This window comes from Hymenobacter bucti (genome assembly GCF_042681145.1).
GTDB classification, from domain to species: Bacteria; Bacteroidota; Bacteroidia; order Cytophagales; family Hymenobacteraceae; genus Hymenobacter; species Hymenobacter bucti.
On sequence record NZ_JBHUFD010000003.1, the window covers coordinates 790965 to 811339 of the forward strand.

General features: G+C 62.4%; 19 protein-coding genes. 12 read left to right on the forward strand and 7 right to left on the reverse strand.

Going from position 1 to position 20375, the window contains the following annotated elements:
• Positions 1-106: 106 nt before the first annotated feature.
• The 7 genes from ACFSDX_RS11000 to lpxK all read right to left on the reverse strand — a co-directional run bounded on the left by ACFSDX_RS11000 (position 107) and on the right by lpxK (position 7825).
• Positions 107-838, reverse strand: coding sequence for a YetF domain-containing protein (locus ACFSDX_RS11000; RefSeq protein ID WP_382313442.1), 732 nt, complete (start codon positions 836-838; stop codon positions 107-109).
• 9 nt (positions 839-847) lie between these two features.
• A complete protein-coding gene (locus ACFSDX_RS11005; RefSeq protein WP_382313444.1) occupies positions 848-1555 on the reverse strand; it encodes a DUF421 domain-containing protein in 708 nt (235 codons plus the stop codon).
• Between the two features lie 172 nt (positions 1556-1727).
• Positions 1728-2954 (reverse strand): alanine dehydrogenase, encoded by a 1227-nt coding sequence (locus tag ACFSDX_RS11010; protein ID WP_382313445.1) that lies wholly within the window; start codon positions 2952-2954, stop codon positions 1728-1730.
• Between the two features lie 87 nt (positions 2955-3041).
• Entirely contained in the window at positions 3042-3491 is a 450-nt protein-coding gene (gene tsaE, locus ACFSDX_RS11015) for a tRNA (adenosine(37)-N6)-threonylcarbamoyltransferase complex ATPase subunit type 1 TsaE (RefSeq protein ID WP_382313446.1), read from the reverse strand.
• A 126-nt stretch (positions 3492-3617) separates the two neighbouring features.
• Positions 3618-4214, reverse strand: coding sequence for a MiaE family protein (locus ACFSDX_RS11020; RefSeq protein WP_382313447.1), 597 nt, complete (start codon positions 4212-4214; stop codon positions 3618-3620).
• Positions 4215-4595: 381 nt separating this feature from the next.
• The gene (locus ACFSDX_RS11025) at positions 4596-6644 is read right to left on the reverse strand and encodes a putative porin (protein WP_382313448.1); all 2049 of its coding nucleotides are present in this window, start codon (positions 6642-6644) and stop codon (positions 4596-4598) included.
• A 56-nt stretch (positions 6645-6700) separates the two neighbouring features.
• A complete protein-coding gene (gene lpxK, locus ACFSDX_RS11030) occupies positions 6701-7825 on the reverse strand; it encodes a tetraacyldisaccharide 4'-kinase (RefSeq protein WP_382313450.1) in 1125 nt (374 codons plus the stop codon).
• A gap of 65 nt (positions 7826-7890) precedes the next feature.
• Here lpxK and ACFSDX_RS11035 point away from each other — a divergent pair, with 65 nt between their 5' ends.
• The 12 genes from ACFSDX_RS11035 to groES all read left to right on the forward strand — a co-directional run bounded on the left by ACFSDX_RS11035 (position 7891) and on the right by groES (position 20333).
• Entirely contained in the window at positions 7891-8577 is a 687-nt protein-coding gene (locus ACFSDX_RS11035; RefSeq protein ID WP_382313451.1) for a uracil-DNA glycosylase family protein, read from the forward strand.
• Between the two features lie 39 nt (positions 8578-8616).
• Entirely contained in the window at positions 8617-9159 is a 543-nt protein-coding gene (locus tag ACFSDX_RS11040) for a GNAT family N-acetyltransferase (RefSeq protein ID WP_382313453.1), read from the forward strand.
• Between the two features lie 110 nt (positions 9160-9269).
• Positions 9270-10385, forward strand: coding sequence for a Nif3-like dinuclear metal center hexameric protein (locus tag ACFSDX_RS11045; protein ID WP_382313455.1), 1116 nt, complete (start codon positions 9270-9272; stop codon positions 10383-10385).
• Positions 10375-11151, forward strand: coding sequence for a zinc ribbon domain-containing protein (locus ACFSDX_RS11050; RefSeq protein ID WP_382313456.1), 777 nt, complete (start codon positions 10375-10377; stop codon positions 11149-11151). The genes ACFSDX_RS11045 and ACFSDX_RS11050 overlap by 11 nt, the downstream gene beginning before the upstream one ends.
• Positions 11152-11216: 65 nt before the next feature.
• Positions 11217-12773, forward strand: a complete 1557-nt coding sequence (locus ACFSDX_RS11055; RefSeq protein WP_382313457.1) for a hypothetical protein — start codon at positions 11217-11219, stop codon at positions 12771-12773.
• Positions 12774-12868: 95 nt separating this feature from the next.
• On the forward strand, positions 12869-14152 hold the full coding sequence (locus tag ACFSDX_RS11060; protein WP_382313458.1) for an anthranilate synthase component I family protein: 1284 nt from the start codon (positions 12869-12871) through the stop codon (positions 14150-14152).
• A 161-nt stretch (positions 14153-14313) separates the two neighbouring features.
• The gene (miaB, locus tag ACFSDX_RS11065; RefSeq protein ID WP_382313459.1) at positions 14314-15744 is read left to right on the forward strand and encodes a tRNA (N6-isopentenyl adenosine(37)-C2)-methylthiotransferase MiaB; all 1431 of its coding nucleotides are present in this window, start codon (positions 14314-14316) and stop codon (positions 15742-15744) included.
• Between the two features lie 176 nt (positions 15745-15920).
• Positions 15921-17258: a sigma-54 interaction domain-containing protein gene (locus ACFSDX_RS11070; RefSeq protein WP_382313461.1), complete on the forward strand. Its 1338-nt coding sequence runs from the start codon at positions 15921-15923 to the stop codon at positions 17256-17258.
• The gene (lptE, locus tag ACFSDX_RS11075) at positions 17239-17808 is read left to right on the forward strand and encodes an LPS assembly lipoprotein LptE (protein ID WP_382313462.1); all 570 of its coding nucleotides are present in this window, start codon (positions 17239-17241) and stop codon (positions 17806-17808) included. The genes ACFSDX_RS11070 and lptE overlap by 20 nt, the downstream gene beginning before the upstream one ends.
• Before the next feature lie 303 nt (positions 17809-18111).
• The gene (locus tag ACFSDX_RS11080) at positions 18112-19338 is read left to right on the forward strand and encodes a hypothetical protein (protein WP_382313463.1); all 1227 of its coding nucleotides are present in this window, start codon (positions 18112-18114) and stop codon (positions 19336-19338) included.
• Positions 19339-19353: 15 nt separating this feature from the next.
• Complete coding sequence (gene secG, locus ACFSDX_RS11085; protein ID WP_382313464.1) at positions 19354-19719, forward strand: preprotein translocase subunit SecG; 366 nt, start codon at positions 19354-19356, stop codon at positions 19717-19719.
• 323 nt (positions 19720-20042) lie between these two features.
• Positions 20043-20333 carry a co-chaperone GroES gene (gene groES, locus ACFSDX_RS11090; RefSeq protein WP_382313466.1) on the forward strand — a complete coding sequence of 97 codons (291 nt, stop codon included), beginning with the start codon at positions 20043-20045 and terminating at the stop codon, positions 20331-20333.
• The last annotated feature ends 42 nt before the right edge of the window (positions 20334-20375 follow it).

Sequence of the window (20375 nt, forward strand, 5' to 3'; positions counted from 1 at the left end):
GTTGCTGCTGAGCTTGGCGGCGGCGGGCCCGTAAACCGACTAAGCCTGACCGAGGCCAGGCTTAGTAAGCACCTAATCAAGTGAAAGCGGGCGGCGGGCCGCGGCGCTATTTTATTGCGTCTACGGCGGGTTCCCAGCCGGGTGCCCCGCAGTGCGGGCACGGCTGGGCGGGCTTTGCGGGCGCCTTTTGCACGTGCCCGCACGTCTGGCAGGCAAACGCGCCCACTGCCACCGGCTGCAGGCGGCGAAAGTCCTGGTCCCAGCTGGGCAGCAGCGATAAGCCCGGCTGGGGCTGCGGGGCCTCTACCAGGCTAAAGGTGCCGTTGGCCTCCATGTAGCAGCGGTGCACCTGCCCGAGGTGCTCCAGGCTTTCGCCCCGCAGCTGGGCAAACAGCTGCTCCTGCGATAACACCGCGTACTCCAGCGTGGCGAGCTGCAGCACGCCATCGGCCACCACGGTGCGCACGTTGCCCATGAGCAGCTGCTCGACCCGCGCGCGCCGCGCTGCCCAGTGCGTTACTAGCCGCTGGCCCAGCACCACCACCGCGGCAATAACCACGGAGGCCAGCAGCCCCCGGTCGGGCGAGAGAATGGGCAGGCCGATGGCTGCGGCCATCGACACCAGCGCCGCCAGCTCGGGGCGGCTGAGCTGCCCGGCCATGCGCTTGCCCATCAGGCGCAGCGCCGTGAGCATCAGCAGGTACAGCAGCACCAGCCGCAGGCTGGCTTCGGCGATAAACGAAGCGGGCTGCTCACCCAGCAGGATGCGCAGGTAATCGGTAATTTCGGGGGGCGGCGAAGCGGGCATGAGCGTAAAAATGACGAGGGCAGCGGACAAGAACAGCGCTTACGCTGCTTTCGGGGCTTGCCAGGCGGCGGGCTGCCAGTTAGCCGCGCCGCAGCGCAGGCAGCTTCCGCCCGCGTGGTCGGTAGCGGCGGGCACCTGCCCGCAGGTGGCGCAGGCTTTTTTACCCTGGGCCGGGCCATCAAGGGCGGCAGTTGGGGCATCGGCCGGGGGCCGTACGCTCAGGCCGGGCACGGGCGTGGGCAGTTGGTAGAGGCTTAGCTCACCACTGACCTCGAAGTACACCCGCCGCAGCTCGCCGAGCTGGCTGATATTCTCATTGCGCAGCAAGCCAAAGAGCTGCTCCTGCGAGAGCGCCTGCTGCTGCATGGCGGCCAGGTCGAGCACGCCGTCGCGCAGCAGCAGCACGGCATCGCCCTGCTCCACTACCTCCACCGCGTGGTACTTATGGGCCAGCCAGTTGGTGAAGCGGTGCATAAACAACACCGCCCCCAGCACCGCCAGCCCCGGCAGCAGCCCCGATTTGGGCTGGTGCATGGCGCCCCCGATAATGGCCCCAAACGTGAGCACCACGGCCAGCTCGGCCACCGAAATCTCGCCCTTCATGCGCCGGCCCATTAGGCGCATCAGCAGCAGCACGGCCACAAACATGACTAGCGCCCGCAGCAATACCTCGCCCATAAAGGCGGGCGGCGCATCGCCAAACAGCCAGCGGTGCCAGTCGCCGAAGCTGATATCTTCCTTCTTCATAAGCCCAAGCGGCCGGGGCCGTGCGTGAGCCTAGCTGAACGGCCCGGCTGGCGTCCTAGTTGCCGCCGCCCCAACGCAAAGCCGAGCGCTTAGCCGAACCAGCCGGTATCCCCGACCAATTCCGCTAAGCGCTCGGCTCGTTTGCGGGTAGCGGGCGCGGCCCGTCCGGCGCCTAGTTGCGCACCGCTATCAGCAGGCCCAACTCCTTGTAGCGCATGTTGAATTTCTTGGCAATGGCCGCGTTAGTCAGCGAGCCTTTGTAGATGTAGACGCCGCTGCGAAAGTGCTCGTTAGTAAACAGCGCCTCATTGATGCCGCCCTGCTGGCTGATTTCCTGCAAAATGGGCGTGAAGATGTTGCTCAGCGCGTTGGTGGCCGTGCGCGGCACCCGCGACGCGATGTTGGGCACGCAGTAGTGCACCACGTCGTACTTACGAAACACGGGCTTGCTGTGGCTCGTGAGCTCGCTCGTCTCGAAGCAGCCGCCCTGGTCGATGCTGATGTCGATGATGATGGAGCCGGGCGCCATGCTAGCCACCATCTGCTCGGGCACCATAAACGGGATGCGCCCCTCCTCCACCGCCAGGGCACCAATGACCACGTCGGCCCGCCGAATCTGCTGGCTCAGGGCAAACGTGTCCAGGGTGCTGGTATAGAGCTGGGTGCCTAGGTTGTGCTTGAGGCGACGCAGCTTATAAAGATGGTTATCAAATACTTTGACCTCGGCGCCCAGCCCGATGGCGGCGCGGGCGGCGTACTCGGCCACCGTGCCGGCGCCCAGAATGACGACCTGCGACGGTGGCACGCCCGTGATGCCCCCCAGGATGATGCCCTTGCCCTCGTTGGAGCGGGCCAGGTACTCGGCGGCCACCAGCATCACGGTCGAGCCCGCGATTTCGCTCATGGCGCGCACCACCGGCCGGGCCCCGCTGGGGTCTTTTATCAGCTCGAAGCCAATGGCGTTGACCTTTTTGCGGGCCAGGGCGTTGATGAACTCGGGCGTCATGGTGCCCATTTGCAGGGCCGAAATGAGCGTCTGGCCGGGGCGCAGCAGCTCGATTTCTTCCAGCGTGGTCGGGGCCACTTTCAGGATGATGTCGGCCTTGTACACCTCCTCCGTCGAGTAGGCGATGGTGGCGCCGGCCTCCGAGTAGTCGTGGTCGGAGTACTTGCTGGGCTCGCCGGCCCCGCTTTCCAGCATCACTTCGTGGCCCTCGTTCACGAGGTGCAGCACGGCTTCGGGCGTGAGCCCTAGGCGGTTTTCCTGAAGCAATGACTCTTTGGGCAGCCCAATAAAGAGCTTGCGCTTGCGCGTTTCCACGGCCAGCATCGACTCCTGGGTGAAGTAGGCGCGGCTGGTGGCCAGCGCACCGAAGCCGGGGGGTAGCTGTTCGGCCATATGTTTTTTCAATTAGCAGGTAGCAATTATCAGTTATCAGCCGAGGAGTGCGTTAAAATGCAATGCACCCCTTAGCTGGCTACCTATTCACCGACCACTTGATAATTGTTGACTGATAATTGATAATTGAATTCTCCTTGATTCTGAACCCGTTACCTCCAGGTTGACCTGTAAGTAAGCCGGCGGCAATAAACCTGCCACGCGGGCGGGCCATTCCACCAGACAAAGATACCCCGAATCGAAGTACTCGGCCGCCCCAAGGCGAAGGGCCTCTTCTTCAGAGTCAATACGGTAAAAGTCAAAGTGATAAATAGGTTCATCCTGCCCGTCGCGGTACTCATTGACCAGGGCAAAGGTGGGGCTGCTCACGTCGTCGGCCACGCCCAGGGCACCACCTAGGGCCCGAATGAGGGTCGTTTTGCCTGCGCCCATCTCCCCCTCAAAAGCCACCACCGCGTGGTCGCCCTCGGCAATGGCGGCGGCGAGCTGCTGCGCAGCAGCGGGCAGCGCGGCAAGGGTCGGAATATTGATAATCATCTTTTTAGCTACTATTTCGTCATCTGTCCTGGCGAGCGCAGCGAAGTAATCGCACCGGAACAGTACCCGAACGGCTCGTTGTGATGCGATTGCTTCGCTGCGCTCGCCAGGACAGGTGAGTTAAAATTAGTGCATGCGGTCGTCGCGCACGGGCAGGTTCACCACGATTTCGCCTTCTAGCAGCAGTAATTCCTGCAAGCGGGCATCTACCGTCACCGGGTCGCAGTACTCCTTGGCCAGGTCCACGTAGCTCACGAAGTGGCCGGCCTCGCTGGCCATCAGCTCGTAGTAAAACTGGCTGAGCTCGGGGTCGCGGTCTTGCAGGTGCAGCCAGAGCAGCTTGAAGCGCTCGCAGGAGCGCGCCTCGATGAGCGCCGACACGAGTAATTGGTCCATGAGCTGGCGCTCGCGGGGGCCGCCTTTGCGCACGTGGGCCATCAGCTGCACCACGTATTCGTCGCGCCGGGGGCGCCCTAGGGGCAAGTTGCGCTTGCGCAGCTCCTTTACTACGCGGTCGAAGTGCTCCCACTCCTCGGCCACGAGGGCGGTGAGCTCGTCCACGAGGCGCTCCTTTTCGGGGTAATGCACGATGAGCGAGATGCCGGTGCTGGCCGCCTTCTGCTCGCAGTAGGCGTGGTCCACCAATATTTCTTCGAGGTTTTTGCTGGCTAGGTCCGCCCAGCGCGGGTCCGAGTTGAGCTTAAGCTTAAGTATCGTCTTCATCGCAGATTTAACGGATTTAACTGATTGCGCAGATACGCCCGCCTGCGGCGGGCTGACTATGCTGACGAGCGTTTTTTGGGGGTAGTTTGGCCTGCGGCCTTATCGGGTGGGTGGTAGTTTATGTGGGCCAAGCATCTACCTGGGCTGGCTGATTTTTAGTTAATAGGCTTATTTCCAACTTGAAATTCTACTCTAAGATTCATAGTACAAGTGTTAGGGACAAGCGTTCCTGCCCATACCCCTGCCCCCACCCCACAAATTTCGGCAGCCAACAAGCAACCGCGCGCAGCGCTACCCAAAAACCCCACCAGCAAGCCAGCCTAGCCAGCCCGCCGCAGGCGGGCGTATCTGCGCAATCCGTTAAATCCGTTGAATCTGCGATTATGTGAAGAAGCGCCAGCGTATGCCGAGTTGCAGGCGGCGCGGGTAGCCGGAGTAGAAGGGCGTGGTGAAGTAGCCCGCGGGGCCGAGGCCCTGGTTAAGGTAGGCCACCTTCAGGAAGATGGTTGCCGCCTTGATGTCGGCGGTGAGAAACACGTTGGCCACCGCGTAGTTGCGGATGGTAAACCGGTCCTGCACAAAAAACTGCTGCACGCTGGGCTGGTAGCCGTAGGCCCGAAAAGCCGACTGGTAATAAAGCTCGGCCCCGAGCTGCGCCAGCAGCGCTTTTTTGAACACGTGGGTCTGGTAAAACACCCGCGACTCGGTGACGAGGGCCGGAATGCGCAGCGCCTCGTTGGTGCTATCGGCGCCGAGCGTGTAGGTGCCCTGGTTATCAAAATACACCTTGCCCACGCGGAAGCGGTGGCGCACCGACGCAATGAGCAGCCGCTTGCTGTCCGACTGCTGCGGCCCCAGCAGCTGGCTTATTTGCTTGGTGGTGTTGGTAGATACCGGGTTGTAGGAGGCGTAATAAATCAGGTTGCTGACGTTTGCCACCGTCACGCTCGCATCAATGGCGTGGTCGGCAAGCAGCGGCAGGCGCTGCTGCAAGCGCCCCGAGAGCTGCGTTATCTGGGTGTTGCTGAACCGGTTGCGGCCGTCCTCACCGTCATTGTTCCAGGCGTAGTGGTTGCCCAGCTGCTGCTGCTGCGTGAGCGTGGGCGCGTAGGAAGTGGTGAGCAGCTCGGCCGAGAGCGGCCCCGTGCGAATGCGCCCGCGCAGCCAATACTCACCCAGCGGGTTGTAGCCCAGGGGCTTGTACTCGCCGGCTACCTCCACGGCGTAGATGGTGCGGTAATTAAAGGACGCTGTGCCGCCGAAGAACAACTGCGAGTAGGCACTCGACGCGACATCCGCCGGGGGCGCTTGCGTGGTGGTGGTCGTGGAGGTAGCCGGAATGGGCAGCTGGCTAGTCTGGCGCAGCGAGGCGGCCCGGTAGCGGGCATACACGTTGTAGGCGAGGCGGTCGGTGCGGCCCAGGAAGCCCACGGTGTTTTCGGCTTGGCGGTAGGTTACGCGGTCGGCGGTGAGGGTCGGGTTGCGCAGGATGGCCGGGTAAAAGGCCCCGTCGGTGGTAGCAACCGGCGAGTTGAATGTCGCGGTCAGGTTATTATCGAGGTAGCCGTTGTACTGCCGCCGGATGTCGAAAACATGGTAGGCCGTGACCCCGCGCCCCAGCAGCCGGTACGAGTGAAAGAGGTGCAGCTGGTCGCGGTCATCGGTATTGGACGCGTAAACCAGGTTAACCTGCGCGCGGTCATACACAAATAAGTTGTTGGTAATCAACTTACCTGCGGCCGTGTAATCGCTGGCGTACGGCAAAATGCCGCCCTGCTCGATGGTGCGGTGCCGCGTATCGACGAGGCTCACCAGCAAGTGGTATCGCTCATCTTCGGTTTGGTAGCGGGCAAAGAAAGTGGCCGCGTTGTGCTCGACCAGGTTCGCATCGATGCCCCCGCTGGACCCCGGCCCCACCAGGCGGTTGGACGCAACACGCTCGTAGCTGGCGCCGATACCGAAATTTTTCTTGAGCGAGCGGCTGTAGCTGATTTCGAATACCTGCTCACCCGCGCCGCTCTGAATAAAGCGAAAAAACGAGTACGGCGAGCGGCTGTCGTAGTACGGCACCTGGCTGGCCTCGCGGGCGTAGCGGTCGAATACATTGCGCCCTAGGCGGGCCCCCAGCGCTGTATTGGGCTGAAAGAGCAACGGGCGCGAGGCCGAGCCCACGGCGCCCAAATCCTGCTGCAGGGTGCTGTCACGAAACCAGAATTTCTGTTGCGACCAGCGCACCAAGGAGGTGTCGATGAGCGTGCCGCGGGTAGAGTCGGCCAGCACCTCGGCCTCATAGATGACGCGGGTCGTTTTGGGGCCGTAGAGCACCTTGGTTGAGTCGTCAACAATCTGGGCCCGCCCCAGCAGCGGCGCGCCCAGCACTAGCCCAAGCAGGAGAAGGAGCCAGCGGGTGGCGGCAGTTGGAAGAAACATGCGGGGTAACAACAGGCAGATTAGGGCCGGCGCCGAATAGCAGCGCCCGCCTGAACTCATAAAAGTACCGGTGAAGCCGGGCTCGCGCCCGGCAGCAGCTGGCGCAGCTGCGCCGCGCCGGCTCCCAGCAACGCCACCCGCACCGGAATCGTGTAGATGTGACGCGCTATCTGTAGCTGCTGCGCCCACAAGCCGGGCGCAACAAGGCGGGTAGCATCTTTTTCAGTCGTAAAAATAGGCCAGCCGGGCTGCCAGTGAGCTTGCAGGGCCTTCAAGTCAGCCAGTTGAAAGTAGTGATGGTCGGGTAGCGCTTCGTGGTGCACAATGGTATAGCCAGCCGCTTCCAGGTGCTCGCGCAGCGGTCCCGGCTGCGCGATGCCCGTAAGGAGTAGGGCCGGCCCCGGTACTGGCAATTGCTCAGACCTAGGTTCAATTGGGTTACAATCTAAATCGAGCTCGGCCGTGAGCGGCTGCGGCGCAGCGTAGTCGTAGGCCGAAAACAAAACGAGCGCGCCTGGCCGGGCGTAGCGCCGCACTTGGGCGGCTATTGCGGCTTGCGCGCCGGCCCCTAGGTCGGGCGGGCACTTCGTAATAATGATAACGTCGGCGCGGGCGGCCCCGGCGCGGGTTTCGCGCAGGCGGCCGGCGGGCAGCACGTAGTCGTGGTAAAACGGCCGCGCCAGCTCGGTGAGTAGGATGTTGAGCGCGGGGCGCACGCGCCGGTGCTGGTAGGCATCATCGAGCACCACGGTCGTGAGCTCGGGGTGCTGCTGGCGCAAAAGGTCGAGGCCGAGCTGCCGGTTTTCGGCCACCACCACCGGCACGCCTAGGTCCCCAAACTGCTGGTAATACTGCCACGGCTCGTCGCCCACGGTAGCGGCCGAGTCGGCGGGCGCGGTCAGGCGCGGCCCTTTCGTCTGGCGGCCGTAGCCGCGGCTCAGGATGGCCGGGCGCTGGCCCTGGCGCAGCAGCTCTTCGATGAGCCAGGCCACGTGGGGCGTCTTGCCGGTGCCACCCACCCGCAGGTTGCCCACCCCAATGAGCGGCACCCAGCCAGGGGCCGAATGCTTCCAGCCGTAGTCGTAGAGCCAGTTGCGCACCGCCAGCACGGCCGCGTAGAGCCAGGCAAGCGGCCGCAGCAAGATGGTACCTAGGGCTTGGCTTTGGGGGCGGGGGCGCATGGCGCAAAGGTCAGCCATTTTCGGCCGTCTTGCGTACCCATGCCCCACGTTAGCCAAAAACTCGAATGCCCGATTTTGCCGCCCGCCTGCTGCATTTGCTCCGCAGCTTCCCCTTGCCCACCGCCCCGCTGCCGGGCGCGGTCGAAGTCCGCAGCTCGTTTCAAGACTCGGCCGTGACTGCGATTCTCACGGCGTTTGCCCAGAAATACTACCGGGGCACCGCCCCGCGGGTGGGCCTTTTTGGCATCAACCCCGGCCGCTTCGGTGGCGGGCGCACGGGCGTGGCTTTCACCGACCCAGTGGCGCTGACTGACATCTGCGGCATCGCCCACAGCCTGCCTAAGCAGCGCCGCGAGCTATCGAGCGAGTTCGTGTACAAGTTTATTACCGAACTGGGCGGCCCCACGCCCTTCTACGAGCACTTTTTCCTCAGCTCGGTGTACCCCTTAGAGCTCACGCACGCCGGCAAAAACTACAACTACTACGACGCGCCCGCCCTCACCAAAGCCCTGTGGGCCGACATGCGCCTCTCCCTCACCCAGCAGGCCGAGCAGCTCGGCCTGCGCCGCGACGTAGCCGTGAGCCTGGGCCGCCGCAACGGCGAGTTTCTGCGCAAGCTCAACGACGAGTTGGGCCTTTTCGACCGCATCGAAGTCCTGGACCACCCGCGCTTTCTTATGCAGTACCGCCGCCGCTTCATGGCCGAAAACGTGGCGCACTACGTGGAGGTACTGGGCGGGCTGCTTCCCTAGGGCACTAGCCGCTACTTCTTTACTACTTTCCCCGTCGTTATGCCTACTTTTTCTCTTCAACCCACCCTCGAAAGTGACGCCCTCGAGTTGCTACCCTTGCAGGAAAGTGACTTTGCCGACCTCTACGCCGTGGCCGCTGACCCCAAGATTTGGGAGCAGCACCCCAACAAAGAGCGCTGGCAAAAATCGGCGTTTACGACCTTCTTCGAAGGAGCCATGCAGAGCCAGGGCGCCTTTAAAATCGTGGACAAGGCGACGGGCGCCGCGCTCGGCAGCACCCGCCTCTACGGTTATAACCCTCTGGATAACAGCATCCACATCGGGTATACCTTCTACGGCACTTCCTCCTGGGGCAAAGGCATTAACCTAGCGGTCAAGAACTTGGTGCTCGGGTACGTGTTTCAATTTGTGAACACGGTGCGCTTTCACATCGGGGCCGGCAACGTGCGGTCGCAAATTGCCATCCAGCGCCTAGGTGCCCGTAAAGTCGCCGAACAAGAGGTAACCTATTTCGGGGAGAAGCCTACGCTCAACTTTGTATTCGAGTTGACCAAACTGGCCTGGGTCACCCGCCCTAAATAAGGCAGTACAAATAGCCTCTTCAAGGGCCTGGCCCCAGGCCTAACGCATCGGCCGGCCCAACAATAGCTTTATTGCAAGCGTTCCAGCATCAACCCATTCCGCAATCCATCGTGCCCACCGTTCAAGACCTGGCCCGGCTCATCGAAGCCGCCGCGCCCCTCGCCTACCAGGAAAGCTACGACAACGCCGGCCTGCAATGCGGCCTGCCCAGCGTCGAAATAACCGGCGTGCTGCTGGCCCTCGACTGCACGCCCGCCGTGGTGGCCGAGGCCGCTCGGCGCGGCTGCAACGTGGTGCTGTGCCACCACCCCGTTATTTTTCGGCCGCTCAAGCGCCTCACCGGCAAGGGCTTGGTCGAGCAAACCATCATGGCCGCGCTCAAGGCCGACGTGGCCATCTACGCCGCCCACACCAACCTCGACCACGTGCGCCAGGGCGTAAACGCCAAGCTGGCCGAAAAGCTGGGCCTGGTCAACCTCCGCATTCTCGCCCCCAAAACTGGCACCCTAGGCCGCCTCAGCACCTACGTGCCACATACGCCTGCCTACCCCGGCCTGGCCGACCAGGTGCTGCAGGCGCTGTACGCCGCCGGCGCGGGCCAAGTCAGCGACTATAAGGACTGTAGCTTCCAGACGCCCGGCACCGGCACCTTCACGCCCGGCGCGGGCACCACCCCCACCCTAGGCGCCGAAAACCAGCCCGAGGCCGTGCCCGAAATCAAGCTCGAAGTACTGCTGCCGCTGCACCGCCAGGAGGCCGTGTTGCAAGCGTTGCGGCAGGCGCATCCGTATGAAGAAGTGGCCTACGAAATCGTGAAGCTCGAAAACCAGCACCAGGACGTGGGCGCGGGCATGGTGGGCGAGCTACCCGAGGCGCTGAGTCCGGCTGCCTTCCGCGCCCGCCTCAAGCAGGCCCTAGGGGTGCCGGTGGTGAAGTACACGGCCTTTGAAAATGACATCAAAAAAGTGGCCCTGTGTGGCGGCGCGGGCAGCTTTCTCACCGGCGCGGCCGTGGCTAGCGGGGCCGATGCCTACGTGACGGGCGACGTGAAGTACCACGAATTTTTTGCCCCCGAGGGCCGGCTGATGCTCTGCGATGTGGGGCACTTCGAGAGCGAGCAGTACACGGGCGAAATCTTCCGCGATTTGTTGCTGGGAACGTTCAGTCGTACTTTTGCGGTCTTATTCGCTGAAACTCCCACGAATCCCGTTCATTATGACTGCTAACTCCGCCGCCGTGGTTAACCCGGCCGATGCGCCCGTTTCGGCTAAGCTCGAAGCCCTGCTCAACCTGCAACGCATTGATTCGCAGCTTGATGAAATCCGGCGCGTGCGCGGTGACCTGCCCGAGGAAGTCCGCGACCTGGAAGACGAGATTGCCGGCTACGAAGCCCGCGTAAAGCGCTTCGACGACGAAATCAGCGGCCTCAACGACCAGATTAAGCAGCGCAAAGCCGCTACCAAGGAGGCCGAAGGCCTCATCAAGCGCTACGAAGAGCAGCAAACCAACGTTCGCAACAACCGTGAGTACGAGGCCATTGCGAAAGAAGTAGAGCTCCAGCGCTTGGAAATTCAGATTTCCGACAAAAAAATCAAAGAAGCTCAGTACCAGATTGAGCAGAAAAACACCGAGGCCAACGTGACGCGCCTGCGCCTCGACGAGCGCCGCAAGGACCTCGATACTAAAAAAGCCGAACTCGACACCATCGTGGCCGAGAACGAAGCTGAGGAAAAAACCCTTGTGGCCGAGCGCGAAGGCGCCACCCAGCCCGTAGAACCCCGCTTGCTGACGGCCTACGACCGCATCCGCGGCAACATGCGCAACCGCCTCGCCGTGGTGCTCGTGCGCCGCGACGCCTGCGGTGGCTGCTTCAACACGGTGCCCCCGCAGCGCCAGGCCGATATTATCTCGCACAAGAAAATCATCGTGTGCGAGCACTGCGGCCGCATCCTGGCCGACGTGGAAGGCAAGGCAGTGGTAGTTGCCGCTTAACTAATAGTTTTTGAGTAAGAGAAAGGAACGGCTTTAGTCGTTCCTTTTTTTATATCTTCTTGATTTTGAGATTTCTCGTAGAGGTCCGCAGAGGGTTGAGTAGAGGTGGGCTGAGCCTGGCAATCGGGCTATGTATCCCCTCTGCCAGCCTCTACTCAACCCTCTACGGACCTCTGCGACAAATCCGTCAGGCCGCGCCTTTTGAAACCGAAGCTAAATCGGAAAACCTCTCGCCCGGCGCCCGCCGCGCCTACGCCGAGCTGCTAAAGCTGAGAGTCGGCACCTGTCGCCAACTACTTATCAGCGAAGCCCCTAACGCGCCCGGCACGCTGCTCGTGGCCGATTGCGCCGACTTCGTGGAGCTCATCGTGAGCCAGGATGCCAGCCGCTACGAGGCCACGCTGGCCGCCCACGAAGCCCGGCTGGCCACGCTCGAAAAAACGCCCGCCAGCGCCCTACGCGACTACGCCCAGGCCGAAATCAGCCTGCACCAGGCGCTGGCCCAGATTGGCTTTCACCACGAGGTGCGCGGCGCCTGGAACCTGCGCCGCACCGCCGGCCTGATGCAAGCCGTGGCGGCGCGCTACCCGGCCTTCGTGCCCGCCCGCAAGACCCTAGGGCTGTGTCAGTTCGGCATCGGCTCGCTGCCCGAGGGCTATCACTGGTTTTTGCGGCTGCTGGGCCTGCGCGGCAGCGTGGAGGAAGGCTTGCGTAACCTGAGCCTGGCCGCCGCGCAGCCCAATGACTTCCAGACCGAAAGCCAGATTCTGCTGGCGCTCATTCGGGAGTCATATTACAAGCAGGGCCCGGAAAGCCTGGTGCTGGCGGGCCGCCTGGCCCGCCAGCAGCCGGATAACCTGTTATTCAGCTACCTGGTAATCAGCCTCAACAAGCGCCAGCACCACGGCGACGAGGCACTGGCCGCCTACCGCGCCCGGCCCACTGGCCCCGCGTATCTGCCGGTTGGCTTCGTGCATCACCTGGCCGGCGACCTGCTACTCTACCACGGCGAATACGCCGCCTCGCTGGCTGAGAATCAGCAGTTTTTGCGCGAGTACCGGGGCGACTACTACCGCAAGGATGCCGCGTTTAAGCTCTACTTAGCCGCCTGGCTGGGCGGCGCACCAGCCGCCACTACCGAGCGCTACCGCCAACAAATCAACCTAGACGGCCCGCTCACCATCGAGGAAGACATTTACGCCCAACGCTTTTACCACGATGCGCAGCTGCTAAATCCCATCCTCACCCACGCCCGCTTGCAAACCGATGGTGGCTACTACGCGCAGGCGCTGAGCACGTTGCAGCAATTTCGACCAATAATAAATACGCCCGCGCGCGACCAGCTCGAAGCGCCCTACCGCCGTGCCCGCGTGTGGCAGGGCCTGGGCCGGCTCGATTCGGCCCGCGCCGACTACCAGCGCACGCTGCGCCGCTCGGCCGCCCTCGGGGAGCCGGCCTACTACTTCGCGCCACAGGCGGCGTTGCAACTCGGCTACCTGGCCCAGGCCGCCGGGCAGCGGGCGGCGGCAAAAGGCTATTTTGAGCAGGCCATGCGCTACCCCAAGCACGAGTATAAAAATAGCACCGACCAAAAAGCCAAGCTGGCCCTGCGCCAGTTGTAGCTGTATCCTGCTGTACCATGGACCCTGCGGGTCCGCGCGTTATGCGCCTTATCTAGCCTACTCCCGCGCGGACCCGCAGGGTCCACGGTACTTCTATGCTTCGCATTCCGCTCACCGACCTACCCACCAACTTTAGCGCCCGCGCCTTGCAGTGGGCAGCGCAGTTTCCACACTGCGCTTATTATGAGCACAATGACTTGCAGCAGTCGGCAGCGGGCACGTTCAGCCGGCTGCTGGCCGTGGCTTCGGCCGCCCCTGGCGCGCCTACCGCGCTAGGCGAACTACCCGCCTACCTAGGTGCCACGCCCAACCAGTCACGGCCTTCCTTCGGGTTTATTACCTACGATATTAAGAATAAGCTGGAAGCCCTAAGCAGTCACAATCCCTCGAATTTTGATTGGCCGGCGCTGCATTTTTTTCAGCCCGAAACCTGGCTGCGCTGGCAGCCCGACACGCTGGAGCTGCACGGCCGCACGGCCGGCGTGCTGGCGGCCATTCTGATGACTGCCGTGCCCGCGGCCGCGCCGGCCACCGTGCCGCCGCTGCGCCCCCGGATGCCCCGCGCCGACTACCTAGGGGCCGTGGAAGCGGTGCGCGAGGACATTCTGAACGGTGAGGTCTACGAGTTAAACTTATGCCAGGAGTTCTACGCCGAAAACGTGGCGCTCGACCCCGTGGCGGCCTTTTGGCGGCTCAATGAAGTGTCGCCCGCGCCCTACGCGGGCTTTCTGCGCTACCACGACCATTATTTGCTCTGCGCCTCGCCCGAATGCTTCATCACGCAGCAGCAGGGCATTATTACCTCCCAGCCCATCAAAGGCACGCGGCGGCGCGGCGCTACGCCGGCCGAGGACGAAGCCCAGCGCCTAGCCTTACTGCACGACGAAAAGGAGCGCGCCGAAAACCTGATGATAGTGGACCTCGTGCGCAACGACCTCGCCCGCGTGGCCCAACCGGGCACCGTGCGCGTGCCCGAACTATTTGGCACCTACGGTTTTCGCCACGTTTGGCAGTTGATTTCAACCGTTGCGGCCGACCTGAAACCCGGCGTAGACTTGGCCGATATCCTGCGCGCTACTTTCCCAATGGGCTCCATGACCGGCGCGCCCAAAATCCGCGCTATGCAGCTTATCGAGCAGTACGAAGCTACCCGGCGCGGCCTCTACAGCGGCAGCTTCGGCTACGTGCTGCCCGATGGCAGCTTCAACTTCAACGTCGTGATTCGCAGCCTTCAGTACCGCGCCGACACCGGCTACCTCAGCCTGCAAGTGGGCTCGGCTATCACCTATGACTCGGTGCCCGCGCAGGAGTACCAGGAGTGCCTGCTCAAGGCGCAGGGCGTGCTGGAAGCCCTAGGGACAATTATCAATGAACAATGAGCAATTATCAGCTCCTCTGGCGGTTAGGTGTCGCGCATCAGATGAACCGATAATTGCTCGTTGTTCATTGATAATTGAAAAAGCTGTCATTCTGTCATTTCCCGGCCCTATTTTGTATCTTTGTGTCTGCCCGGCTCCCAGCTTCGGGCGTATTGCCTGCTATGTCTCAACCGCTCATTACCTTAGATTTTCTCGATAAAGCGCCCGTAGCCGAGGCCCTGCCCGCCGAGGTGCGTGTGAGCGCAGCCACCGGCCCCGGCACCGGCCGCAAGCTCTACATCGAGAGCTACGGCTGCCAGATGAATTTCTCCGACTCCGAAATCGTGTCCAGCATCCTGGCCGACGAGGGGTTTGACACCACCGAAGACCTTGCCACCGCCGACCTCGTGTTGCTCAACACCTGCTCCATCCGCGAAAAGGCCGAGCAGACCGTGCGGATGCGCCTCAGGCAAATTAATTCGCACAAAAAGCGTAAGCCCGGGATGCTGGTGGGCGTGCTCGGCTGCATGGCCGAGCGCCTGAAAAGCAAGTTTCTGGAGGAAGAAAAAATCGTGGACCTTGTGGTCGGTCCCGACGCATACCGCGACTTGCCGCAACTCATTGCCCAAGTCGATGGTGGCCAAAAGGCCGTGAACGTGCTGCTGAGCCGCGAGGAAACCTACGCCGACATCACGCCCGTGCGCCTGAACTCCAACGGCGTATCGGCCTTCATCAGCATCATGCGCGGCTGCGACAATATGTGCTCGTTTTGCGTGGTGCCCTTCACCCGTGGGCGCGAGCGCAGCCGCGACGCCCATAGCATCGTGCAGGAAGCCCGCGACCTCGTGTCCGCTGGCTACAAGGAAGTTACCCTCCTGGGTCAGAACGTAGACTCCTACAAGTGGGCCAGCGAAGACGGCACCGAACGCGTCAACTTCGCCCAGTTGCTGGAGCGCGTGGCCCTCATCAGCCCGCAGCTGCGGGTGCGCTTCTCAACCTCGCATCCCAAGGATATCACCGACGAGGTGCTGCACACGATGGCGCGCCACGCTAACATCTGTAAATACCTGCACCTGCCCGCCCAAAGCGGCAACTCGCGGGTGCTGGAGCTGATGAACCGCACCTACGACCGCGCCTGGTACGAGGACCGCGTGGCCGCCGTGCGCCGCATTTTGGGCGACGACTGCGCCATCTCGACCGACATGATTGCCGGCTTCTGCTCCGAAACCGAGGAGGAGCACCAGGATACGCTCAGCCTCCTCGACCACGTGCAGTACGACATGGCCTACATGTTCTTCTACTCGGAGCGCCCCGGCACCCTCGCCGCCCGCAAGCTCGCCGACGATATTCCGCTGGAAACCAAGAAGCGCCGCCTCCAGGAAATCATTGACCGCCAGCACGCCCACAGCCGCCTGCGCTACGAGCGTGGCGTAGGCCGCGTGCACCAGGTGCTGGTCGAAAACTTCTCGAAGCGCTCGAAAGATGACCTCAGCGGCCGCAACAGCCAGAACCAGGTGGTCATTTTCCCGAAGGGTAATTTCCAGAAGGGCGACTACGTTAACGTGCTGGTGCACACCAATACCGGTGGCTCGCTCATCGGCGAAGCCGTGTAGCCAGAATTCATCCCCGATAAGCATGAACAACCCTATGAACGGCTTGCTTATCTGGCAGGCTATCCAGCTATTGATTGGCGGCTTCATCGCCTTTCTAGTCATTCGCCTGTTATGGCGCGTGAACTATCCTAAGAAATAACTTCAGCGGACTGAGCCGGTTAGGCTTGGCCTAGCCAATGACAAATCAAGAGATACAATCCATCAAGCAGCGCTTCGGCATCATCGGCAACGCGCCAGCGCTGAACTACGCCATTCAGGTGGCCACGCAAGTGGCGCCCACCGATATGACAGTGCTCATTACCGGCGAAAGCGGGTCGGGCAAGGAGTCGTTTTCCAAGATTATCCACGCGCTTTCGCCGCGCAAGCACGGGCAGTTTATCGCTATCAACTGCGGCGCCATCCCGGAGGGCACAATTGATTCGGAGCTGTTTGGGCACGAAAAGGGCGCGTTTACGGGCGCCAACGAGGCGCGCAAGGGCTACTTCGAGGTAACGGACGGCGGCACCATCTTCTTGGATGAGATTGCCGAGATGCCCCTCGGCACCCAGGCCCGGCTGCTGCGCGTGCTCGAAAACGGCGAATTTATCCGCGTGGGCAGCAGCAAGGTGCAGAAGACCGATGTGCGCGTGGTGGCCGCTACCAACGTAAATCTGCTCGACCGCGTGCAGGCCGGCAAATTTCGCGAAGACCTGTATTACCGCCTCAACACGGTGCCCATTATGGTACCGCCGCTGCGCGACCGGGGCGACGATATTTACCTGCTGTTCCGCAAGTTCACGGCTGACTTTTCGGAGAAGCACCGCGTGAAGCCCATCGCGCTCACTCCCGATGCGGTGCGACTGCTCACTAGGTTCCGCTTTCCGGGTAATATTCGTCAGCTCAAGAACTTAGCTGAGCAGATTTCGGTGCTGGAAATGGAGCGTGAGGTAGATGCTACCCGGCTGACTACTTATCTGCCGGCCGCCCAAACTTCGCAGCTGCCGGCCTTGCTGCCCGGCCACGGGGGCAGCGGCCCCGGCGCCGACTTCAGCTCGTACTCGGAGCGCGACATTCTGTACCGGCTGCTCTTCGATATGCGCCGCGACATGACCGACCTCAAGAAGGTGGTGCTGGAGCTGGCCAGCGGCACAGGCCCGCGCCCCGCCGCCGATGCCCAGGAGCTGCTGCACCAGAACAGCCACCTGTTTACGAACCTAGGCGAGGCCTCGCCCTACCCCAGCCCCGACAACCCAGCCGAGGCCAGCGGCTACCTGCTGGCGCCGGGTGCCGGCCCGCTGCGCGTCGATGTGGCCTCGCCCGCTTCGTATACCGATGAGGATGAGGACGCGCAGACGGAGGACATCTCGCACGAAACTGAAGAGGAAACGCTGTCGCTCGATGCCATTGAGAAAGAAATGATTCTCAAGGCGTTGCGCAAGCACCACAACAAACGCAAATACGCCGCGCAGGACCTCGGCATTTCCGAGCGTACCCTTTACCGCAAGCTGAAACAGTATGATTTGGAATCGGCTTAATCGCGTTGTTATTGCTGCCTTGCCGGGCCGGCGCCGGGCGGTAGCCTGCCTGGCTCTAGCCTTGCCGGGGGTGCTGCTGAGCGGCTGCGGCATCTATTCCTTCAACGGCACGAACATCGACCCGTCCGTTAAGACTATTTCTATTCAGACGTTTCAGAATACGGCCCCGAATGCGCCCGCCGCGCTGAGCCAGCGCTTTACGGAGGACATCAAAGACTATTTTCAGCGCAACACTACGCTCAAACTAGTGCCCCGTGATGGTGATTTACAATTCGAAGGCAACATCGCGGCCTACGACTACGCGCCGGCGGCCATCCAGCAGGTAGGCACGGTGAGCCAAGCGGGCACCAACCGCCTCACCATCCAGGTGCAGCTGCGCTTCACCAACACCAAAGACTCGAAGCAGGACTTCGAGCAGACCTTTCAGAGCCAGGCCGATTTTGCTGCTACCCAGGACATTGCCACGGTCAACAACGACCTGAATGCCATCCGCAACATTACGCGCAACATCATCAGCGACATGTTCAACAAGTCTGTTGCCAACTGGTAGCTGGCTGTTTACAACCCGGCCGCCCGCTTCCAAACGCTACGGAGTGCTACTGAACTCTGGCCGGTGGCCGGCCAGGCATTTTGTCACTTTGTCATAACCGGTTGGCCCGGCTGCCCTAGGTGGCCTTTCGCAGCTGGCAGCCAGGTAAGCTCCTGGAGGCTGTTTATGAAGATACGCAGTACTGGACACCGTATCTTTGGCCCGTTCACAAAGGAGAGGCGGTGCTAGTGCGGAAGCAGTGAGATGCCTATTTTGCTGCGTACGTGGCACCTAAGCACCTTCTTCCACTCCTACTGCTGCCCCATGACCCGACTCACCCTGCTTCAGCTGCTTGCCCACCCCGCCACCCTCACCGGGGCTGATGTGCGCGAGCTGGAGCAGCTGGCGCAGGCTTTTCCCTACTGCCAAACGGCTCACCTGCTGCTAGCAAAGGCTGCGCACGACCAGGGCTCGATGCTGGCCAGCCAGCGCCTGCGCCGCGCGGCCACCTACGCCGCCGATCGCGCCCACCTGCGCCAGCTCATCGAACTGGCCCCTGCCCCCGCCGCCGAGCCCCTAGAGCCTGAGCTAGCTGCCGTAGCCGAACTGGCCCTGGTGGCTACCGAGCTGGCCACCGTTGGCAATGCGGTGCCTCTGGCAGCAGCGCCCTTGCCCGACCTAGCGGCCGCCGAGCCGGCCGAGCCTCCCGTTACCCTGGTGGAGGTCGAGCACACGGTGCTGCCGCTGCCCGAGCTGCCAACTCCCGAGCCCGCTCCTGCGGCCGAGGCTGAAGTTTTGCCGCTGGCGCCACTGCCCGCCGCCGACCTTACCGAGCCAGAAATAGCGCCTGAGCCTGAGCAAGAAACCGCCGTTGAGGAAGCCGAGCCAGAGCTGCCGGCGCAGGCCCCGCCCATTCGGCCACCCGCCGAAGCGGAGCTCGCGCACGCCGAGTTTGGCCTAGCCGATGCGGAGCCCGCCGAGATTATGGCTTACCGCCTGCCCGAGGTCAAGCTGCCCCTAGGCATTACCATCGATGTGCTTTCCTCGCCGCTCCCCGCTTTCCGGGGCGACCCGCAGGTGGGCTACGCGCCTACCGAAGGTAGCCGCCTGGGATTTTGCCTCCAGGGGCTGGCTACCGAATACAGCCTGCTAACCGGGCCCGCCGCCCTATTGCCCAGCGCCCCGCTCCCGCCGGCCAGCGAGTTTTTCGCGCCCGATGCGCTGGTGCTAGCGCACCTGGCTACCCACCAGCTAGCCGCCCCCGCCCCCGCCGTCAACGACCTTATTGACAGTTTTTTGCGCCGCACGCCGCAGGGCGCCGCGCGGCGGCGCGCGCTACTTCCCGCGGCCTCCGACGAGGAACAGCCCGACCTGGCCGGCCCCAGCACCCGCGTCGTACCCGATTTAGCCTCCGAAAACCTGGCCCAGATTCTGGTTAGCCAGGGCAAGCCCGAACGGGCAATTGCAATTTATGAACGCCTGATAGTGAAACACCCGGAAAAAATGGCGTACTTTGCAGCCCAAATTGACTCCTTACGCCCGCAGGCGTAGCTATTTATCTTTCTCATGTTTACTCTGTTAGTTGTACTTATTCTGGTTGTGTGCCTGTTGCTGGCGCTCGTAGTACTGGCCCAAAACCCCAAAGGCGGCGGCCTAAGCAACCAATTTGGCTCGGGTGGCGCGGCCAACCTCATGGGCGTAAAGCGCACCGGCGACCTGCTCGAAAAGCTCACCTGGGGCTTCGCCATTACCCTGATTGTCTTGTCGCTGGGCACCCACATGATAACCTTCGGCGACGGCCCGGCGCGCAGCATCAACCAGCAGCGTGCCCAGCAAGTGAAGCTGCCCGCCCCGGCAGCCCCCGCGGCCCCGGCCCCCGGCGCGACCGTTCCTACTCCGGCCCCGGCCACCGCGCCCCAGCCCGCTCAGTAATCGCAATCGCTTTTTTTTGATGCGCCAAGCAGTGGCGGCCGTGACTCTCGCGGCCGCCACTGCTTTTTTGTTAATAGCCAGTTGCTCCTTGCCCTAGGTGCCCTCCCCATGCGTCAAAGCGACCAGGCTCGACCTAGGTACCTAGGCCGAGGCAACCGCCATTGCGGCGGGCATAGGCCACATTATCCAAACATTTCTGCCAATCCGGCTCTTGCAGCTACACATTCTGTCAGGTTTGGCCGGTTGGCACATTTAGTGTCAGTCGGCGCCGTAGAATACCCCAGTTTCCCGTTTCCCAAAACATCATTCCCATAATCCAACACATGGCACTGAGCATTAAACCGCTGGCCGACCGCGTAGTCGTTAAGGCTGCCGCCGCCGAAGCCACCACCAAGTCTGGCATCATCATCCCCGACACCGCCAAGGAAAAGCCCCAGCGCGGCGAAGTGGTAGCCGTAGGCGAAGGCCGCACGGCTGACAGCGGTACCCTCATTCAGCCCCAGGTGAAAGCCGGCGACCAAGTGCTGTATGGCAAGTGGTCGGGCACCGAAATCACTATCGATGGGGATGACTACCTCATCATGCAGGAAAAGGACATTCTGGCCGTCCTCTAGGTCGCGTCCGACTTCGTTTTCCTCCCCTAATCTTTTCATTCT

Coding starts and splice junctions, on each gene's coding strand:
- ACFSDX_RS11005 (WP_382313444.1), bottom strand. CDS start 1,555: ATGAAGAAGGAAGATATCAGCTTCGGCGACTGGCACCGCTGGCTGTTT.
- ACFSDX_RS11010 (WP_382313445.1), bottom strand. CDS start 2,954: ATGGCCGAACAGCTACCCCCCGGCTTCGGTGCGCTGGCCACCAGCCGC.
- tsaE (WP_382313446.1), bottom strand. CDS start 3,491: ATGATTATCAATATTCCGACCCTTGCCGCGCTGCCCGCTGCTGCGCAG.
- ACFSDX_RS11020 (WP_382313447.1), bottom strand. CDS start 4,214: ATGAAGACGATACTTAAGCTTAAGCTCAACTCGGACCCGCGCTGGGCG.
- ACFSDX_RS11025 (WP_382313448.1), bottom strand. CDS start 6,644: ATGTTTCTTCCAACTGCCGCCACCCGCTGGCTCCTTCTCCTGCTTGGG.
- lpxK (WP_382313450.1), bottom strand. CDS start 7,825: ATGCGCCCCCGCCCCCAAAGCCAAGCCCTAGGTACCATCTTGCTGCGG.
- ACFSDX_RS11035 (WP_382313451.1), top strand. CDS start 7,891: ATGCCCGATTTTGCCGCCCGCCTGCTGCATTTGCTCCGCAGCTTCCCC.
- ACFSDX_RS11040 (WP_382313453.1), top strand. CDS start 8,617: ATGCCTACTTTTTCTCTTCAACCCACCCTCGAAAGTGACGCCCTCGAG.
- ACFSDX_RS11050 (WP_382313456.1), top strand. CDS start 10,375: ATGACTGCTAACTCCGCCGCCGTGGTTAACCCGGCCGATGCGCCCGTT.
- ACFSDX_RS11060 (WP_382313458.1), top strand. CDS start 12,869: ATGCTTCGCATTCCGCTCACCGACCTACCCACCAACTTTAGCGCCCGC.
- miaB (WP_382313459.1), top strand. CDS start 14,314: ATGTCTCAACCGCTCATTACCTTAGATTTTCTCGATAAAGCGCCCGTA.
- ACFSDX_RS11070 (WP_382313461.1), top strand. CDS start 15,921: ATGACAAATCAAGAGATACAATCCATCAAGCAGCGCTTCGGCATCATC.
- lptE (WP_382313462.1), top strand. CDS start 17,239: ATGATTTGGAATCGGCTTAATCGCGTTGTTATTGCTGCCTTGCCGGGC.
- ACFSDX_RS11080 (WP_382313463.1), top strand. CDS start 18,112: ATGACCCGACTCACCCTGCTTCAGCTGCTTGCCCACCCCGCCACCCTC.
- secG (WP_382313464.1), top strand. CDS start 19,354: ATGTTTACTCTGTTAGTTGTACTTATTCTGGTTGTGTGCCTGTTGCTG.
- groES (WP_382313466.1), top strand. CDS start 20,043: ATGGCACTGAGCATTAAACCGCTGGCCGACCGCGTAGTCGTTAAGGCT.